Genomic DNA, 5,389 nt, shown 5'->3' with positions numbered 1-5,389 from the left:
GGCTTCCTCCTAAAAGAAAGCCTTGAATCACGTTCAATCTGATTTGAGAATCCCAAGAGTCCACACGGCCTAGACCTTAACGTATTTTAACGATATCGGGGTGATGATGAGCGACACCATCGTCACCCTTTCCCGAATTGCGCGCGCCGCGTTGGCCGCAACGTTGCTGATTGCGGCTTGCGCGCTCGGCGGCTGCGCCAATGGCGGCGCGGCGAGCAATGCCTATGCGATGGCGGGGAGCGGCGGCAATGGATCGACAATCGCGTTCGAATCGATCGACGGCCCGCCGCCGCAGGTGTTCGACCGCATGGTGGGTGTGCTGGACAGCGAATCCAAACTCCGCGACCTCGCGATCGTCTCGCGCGAAGGCGCGGCCGCCTACCGCGTGCGCGGCTATCTCTCGGCGCAAGTCGTGCGCGGCAAGACCGTCATCGCCTGGGTCTGGGACGTCTATGATGCCAACCAGCAGCGCGCCCTGCGACTCTCCGGCGAAGAACCGGCCGGCAAGTCCGGCCGTGACGCCTGGGCTGCCGCCGACGACCTGGTCCTGCGCAAGATCGCACAAGCCGGCTTGAGCGGCCTCAGCACCATGATCAATGGCGGCCCGACCGATGCGCCTGCGCCGGCCTCCACGCCCAGCCGGCAGGGACCCGCGGTCGCGAGCGCGCCCGCACCGGAAGAATCCGGGGTCGTGGCGCTCGGCTACAGCGCTAACTAAACGTTCGGGATAGTCAAAAAGCTGTCATTTTTTGGCCGGGATAACGGGTGTGACGGGTTGCCGCTGCCCCCCTCGCCTGATATCTCGTCGCGCATCGAAACCCGCCGGTTCTGTAGGTACTTGAGATGTTGGACATGGTATCGAGCAAACCTCGGGGAGAAGCGTCCATGTCGGCCAAGAACGGCGCGATCAAGCTGGTAGCTGGCAATTCCAATCCCGTGCTGGCACAAGAGATCGCCGACGGGCTCGGGATGTCCTTGACCAAGGCGGTGGTCCGGCGCTTCGCCGATATGGAGATCTTCGTCGAGATCCAGGAAAACGTCCGCGGCTCCGATGTCTTCATCCTGCAGTCGACCTCGTTCCCGGCCAACGACCACCTGATGGAACTCCTGATCATCACCGACGCGCTGCGCCGGGCTTCCGCCCGCCGCATCACGGCGGTCGTGCCCTATTTCGGCTATGCGCGGCAGGATCGTAAGTCAGGCTCGCGTACCCCGATCTCGGCGAAACTGGTCGCCAACCTGATCACCCATGCCGGCGCCGACCGGGTGATGACGCTCGACCTGCATGCCGGCCAGATCCAGGGCTTCTTCGACATCCCGACCGACAATCTCTACGCTTCGCCGGTGATGGTGCGCGATATCCGCGAGCGCTTCGCGCTGAGCAATGTGATGGTGGTGTCGCCCGACGTCGGCGGCGTGGTCCGCGCGCGCGGCCTCGCCAAGCGCATCAACACGCCGCTCGCCATCATCGACAAGCGCCGTGAGCGGCCGGGCGAGTCCGAAGTGATGAACGTGATCGGCGATGTCGCCGGCTACACCTGCATCCTCGTCGACGACATCGTGGATTCCGGCGGCACGCTGGTGAATGCGGCCGACGCCCTGATCGCCAACGGCGCCAAGGAAGTGTTCGCCTATATCACCCATGGCGTCTTGTCCGGCGGCGCCGCGGCCCGCATCGCCTCGTCCAAGCTGAAAGAGCTCGTTATCACCGACTCGATCCTGCCGACCGAGGCGGTGAGGAATTCCGCCAACATCCGCACCCTCTCGATCGCCGGCCTGATCTCCGAGGCGATCGCCCGCACCGCCGCGGAAGAGTCGGTGTCGAGCCTGTTCGACTAGACATCCCCAAGCCTCGTCATTCCGGGGCGCGCGTCAGCGCGAGCCCGGAATCCATCTGACCACAGAAGACGCGGCCCAATGGATTCCGGGCCTGCGTGCTTCGCACGCATCCCGGAATGACGGCGGGTCGTTACCCCACGATCCCCGCGGCGACCTGGCCGCGCAGGCGCTCCAGGCTGTGCAGGGTGTTGGCGCAGGCTTCCGCGACCTCGACGCCCTTGATGGCGAAATGCTTGCGGAAGAAATCGTAATGCACCTCGGTCTCGTGGAACTGTTGCGGCGTCAGCACGGCCGAGAACACCGGCACCTCCGTGCGCAACTGCACGTCCATCAGCGCCTTGATCACGGTGTCGGCGACGAATTCGTGGCGGTAGATGCCGCCATCGACGACGAGGCCCGCGGCGACGATCGCCGTGTAGCGGCGCGTCTTGGCGAGGATCTGCGTGTGCAATGGAATCTCGAACGAGCCCGGCACCTCGAACACGTCGATATTGGTGACATGGCGCGCCTCCATCTCGGCGAGGAAGGCGATGCGGCATTCCTCCACCACGTCGCGGTGCCAGGACGATTGCACGAATGCAACCCGCTGCGGCTTGGCGAAACGCGGATGCGTGGGCGCCGGCGGCGGCTCTGATGTCGCCAGCGCGGCACCCGCGGGCGACTGGACTTCCTCGGCTTCGGGAGTTTGGACTTCGGCGTCTTGCAACATCTGATTCATGGCTTTCCTCTTTCAGGACCAGAATCAGGGCATACGGAAAACGACTGTAGCCACGCGCGATGGCGAGGCTGCCGCAACCGTTCTCTTTCATCCGGACTTTGACCGTCGGCTTCGGAATTGCACCGAATCTGCTGACCCTTCCTCCTGGGAGGAGAAAGGCGCTCGCGGGCTTGGGCCATCAGGCCCTTACCGCCGGTGGGGACTTTCACCCCGCCCTGAGAACATCGGCCGCCCGGAATGGACGACCTGCCCCAAAGCTATTGCCAAACCCACGGACGCGGCAAGCGCCTTGGCATGGCGAATCGGCATGTTCCCCATGTGCCCGGCGCGAGCCTCGACGACCGCTTGGCGACTCTCAGGTGCCCTCGCCCGGGCCGAAACGCGCGGAGCGCGTTAACGATTGCGACGATCGCGCAAATCCGATTCCGATTTGTTCTCGCGTTAATAATTGTGGCGGCGATGAGCTGTGGACGAGCACGCCTTTGGCTGTGGACGGACTCGGGGCCCGGTTGCGCGGATTCCGCAAATCACATCACTTCATCCTGGCAAGCCTCGGAGCGATCGGGAAGGCCACGGGGGCCTGCAGTCGGCAACCATGCGTTATCTGGTGCAGGCCGGCCTTCCGGATGCGTACCAAGAAAGTCAGAAGAACAAGGGTCGAGACGGCATGTCCCTCCTCGAAGGCATAATCGATTCCGAGAACCATCCACTTGCGGTGGTCGAAGACATTGCGGCCGATAACAACTGGGCGTTCGAGCGCGCTGGCGACGAGGTCACGATCGTCTCCAAAGGCGACTGGACCGACTATCAGCTCTCCTTCACCTGGATGAGCGAGATCGAGGCGCTGCATCTGGCGTGCGCCTTCGACATGAAGATTCCACCGGCGCGCCGTCCCGAAGCGCAGCGGCTGATCGCCGCCATCAACGAGCAATTGTGGATCGGCCATTTCGATCTCTGGACCCACACCGGCATGATCATGCATCGCCAGGCGCTGGTGCTGCCCGGCGGGTTGAACGCATCGACCGCGCAATGCGAGAGCATGCTGGTCGGCGCCATCCATGCCTGCGAGCGCTACTACCCGGCGTTTCAGTTCGTGGTGTGGGCCGGCAAGACCGCACAGGAGGCGATGAGCGCCGCGATGTTCGACACCGAGGGCGAGGCTTAAGGAACACGCCGCATCCGCGGAGTTGCCGTCGTCCCGGCCTTGAGCCGGGACCCATACCGCGTGATCTCGCCGTTTGAGCTAAAGCGCTTGTCGCGCGTCCTGCACCTTACTAAAACCGCCTGTGGTTATGGGTCCCGGCCTGCGCCGGGACGACAGTGGTGGCGCCCTTGAGCAACAACACCTTGCAAAATATCACCGGCACCGTCGCGCTTGCCGGCGCGGGCAAGATGGGTGGGGCGATGCTGACCGGCTGGCTCGCCGGAGGCCTCGATGCCTCGCGCGTCGCCGTGATCGACCCGCAGCCTTCGGCCGAGATCGGTGCGCTGGCCACCAAGGGCGTCCGTCTCAATCCCAAAGACGCAGGCCACGTCGACGCGCTGGTGGTCGCGGTCAAGCCGCAATCGTTCCGGGATGCCGGCGCCGCGCTCAAGTCGCTGGTCGCGCCATCGACGCTTGTCGTCTCGATCATGGCCGGAACCACCATCGCCTCGCTCGAGGAAGTCTGCGGCAGCGCGGTGGTGCGCGCGATGCCGAACACGCCGGCCTCGATCGGCCGCGGCATCACGGTCGCGGTCGCCGCTAACAATGTCAGCGCCGCGCAGCGTGCGACTGCGGATGCGCTGCTGCGCGCAACCGGCACGGTGGAATGGGTCGACGACGAGGGCCTGATGGACGCCGTGACCGCGGTCTCCGGCTCCGGTCCGGCCTATGTGTTCCTGCTCGCCGAAGAGCTCGCGCGCGCCGGTGTCGAGGCCGGATTGCCGGAAGACCTCGCCACCAAGCTGGCGCGCGCGACCGTCTCGGGCTCCGGCGAATTGCTGCACCGCTCGGACTTGCCGGCGGCGACCCTGCGTCAGAACGTCACCTCGCCCGGCGGCACCACCGCCGCTGCGCTGGACGTGCTGATGGCGACCGACGGGCTGCGCCCACTGATGATCCGCGCGATTGCAGCCGCGACAAAGCGATCGAAGGAATTGGCGAAGTAGCCAAGCTTTGTAGGGTGGGCAAAGCGCAGCGTGCCCACCATCACGAGCGGAACGTGGATGGTGGGCACGCTGCGCTTTGCCCACCCTACCGGATTCACTGCTCCGCGATCCGCCTGGTAAAACTCTCGACATTGACCAGGCCGCGGGCGTGGCGGCCGTCGCCGATCTTGCGCTCACCGTGGAAAGCCTGCACCTCGAAGCGGATCACGCGGCGTTCGACCGCGATGACTTTTGCGGTGGTGCGCACCAGGGCGCCCACGGGCGCAGCCCAGAGATGGCGGATGTCGACCTCGGTGCCCACGGTGACCCAGCCGGGCTGCAGGTTGCCGCGGATCGCATCGCCCGAGGCCATTTCCATTTCCAGGATCATCATCGGCGTGGCGTAGACCATCGGCATGCCAGGCACGAAATGCCCGACGGTGCGCTCGGGCGGCACCACAAGCGTGCGCTCGGCACTCACGCCGATCTTGATGACGTCGCGGGCGTCCATGTTGCCTCACACACGGTGTCGTCCCGGACAAGCGAACGAAGTGAGCGCTGATCCGGGACCCATAACCACAGGAAGTCATTTGGCGAAGACCGGCGATCGGCAGCTCGCGCCACAACGCAATCCTGTGGTTGATGGGGTGGACGGCCCCCTACGGCATCAGTTGTGCCAGAATGAGGTTGTCGAAATCTCAA

6 protein-coding genes and 1 riboswitch are annotated in these 5,389 nt (G+C 64.8%); of the genes, 4 read left to right on the top strand and 2 right to left on the bottom strand.

Annotated features, from left to right (window positions below):
• The first annotated feature begins 106 nt into the window (after positions 1 to 106).
• On the top strand, positions 107 to 718 hold the full coding sequence (locus AAFX91_RS38615) for a hypothetical protein (protein WP_130583261.1): 612 nt from the start codon (positions 107 to 109) through the stop codon (positions 716 to 718).
• Between the two features lie 167 nt (positions 719 to 885).
• Positions 886 to 1,839 (top strand): ribose-phosphate pyrophosphokinase, encoded by a 954-nt coding sequence (locus tag AAFX91_RS38610; RefSeq protein WP_165421479.1) that lies wholly within the window; start codon positions 886 to 888, stop codon positions 1,837 to 1,839.
• A gap of 130 nt (positions 1,840 to 1,969) precedes the next feature.
• Here AAFX91_RS38610 and AAFX91_RS38605 read toward each other — a convergent pair whose 3' ends face one another.
• Positions 1,970 to 2,557 carry a 6,7-dimethyl-8-ribityllumazine synthase gene (locus AAFX91_RS38605; protein WP_130583263.1) on the bottom strand — a complete coding sequence of 196 codons (588 nt, stop codon included), beginning with the start codon at positions 2,555 to 2,557 and terminating at the stop codon, positions 1,970 to 1,972.
• A gap of 75 nt (positions 2,558 to 2,632) precedes the next feature.
• A riboswitch (FMN riboswitch) is annotated at positions 2,633 to 2,784 on the bottom strand.
• Between the two features lie 440 nt (positions 2,785 to 3,224).
• Between AAFX91_RS38605 and AAFX91_RS38600 the strand changes: the two genes are divergently transcribed.
• Positions 3,225 to 3,722: a YbjN domain-containing protein gene (locus AAFX91_RS38600; RefSeq protein WP_130583264.1), complete on the top strand. Its 498-nt coding sequence runs from the start codon at positions 3,225 to 3,227 to the stop codon at positions 3,720 to 3,722.
• A 167-nt stretch (positions 3,723 to 3,889) separates the two neighbouring features.
• Positions 3,890 to 4,708: a pyrroline-5-carboxylate reductase gene (proC, locus tag AAFX91_RS38595; protein WP_394569988.1), complete on the top strand. Its 819-nt coding sequence runs from the start codon at positions 3,890 to 3,892 to the stop codon at positions 4,706 to 4,708.
• A 94-nt stretch (positions 4,709 to 4,802) separates the two neighbouring features.
• Here the strand turns inward: proC and AAFX91_RS38590 are convergent, their stop codons facing one another.
• The gene (locus AAFX91_RS38590) at positions 4,803 to 5,198 is read right to left on the bottom strand and encodes a thioesterase family protein (RefSeq protein ID WP_130584477.1); all 396 of its coding nucleotides are present in this window, start codon (positions 5,196 to 5,198) and stop codon (positions 4,803 to 4,805) included.
• Between the last annotated feature and the right edge of the window lie 191 nt (positions 5,199 to 5,389).

The sequence above is a fragment of the Bradyrhizobium sp. 31Argb genome, assembly GCF_043638955.1.
In the GTDB taxonomy this organism is placed as follows: Bacteria; Pseudomonadota; Alphaproteobacteria; order Rhizobiales; family Xanthobacteraceae; genus Bradyrhizobium.
This window is presented reverse-complemented; position numbering and strand designations above follow the sequence as displayed.

Bases quoted from the DNA above. Each gene is read 5' to 3' on its own strand.
- AAFX91_RS38605 (WP_130583263.1), bottom strand. From the start codon at position 2,557: ATGAATCAGATGTTGCAAGACGCCGAAGTCCAAACTCCCGAAGCCGAG.
- AAFX91_RS38610 (WP_165421479.1), top strand. From the start codon at position 886: ATGTCGGCCAAGAACGGCGCGATCAAGCTGGTAGCTGGCAATTCCAAT.
- AAFX91_RS38615 (WP_130583261.1), top strand. From the start codon at position 107: ATGAGCGACACCATCGTCACCCTTTCCCGAATTGCGCGCGCCGCGTTG.
- AAFX91_RS38600 (WP_130583264.1), top strand. From the start codon at position 3,225: ATGTCCCTCCTCGAAGGCATAATCGATTCCGAGAACCATCCACTTGCG.
- AAFX91_RS38590 (WP_130584477.1), bottom strand. From the start codon at position 5,198: ATGGACGCCCGCGACGTCATCAAGATCGGCGTGAGTGCCGAGCGCACG.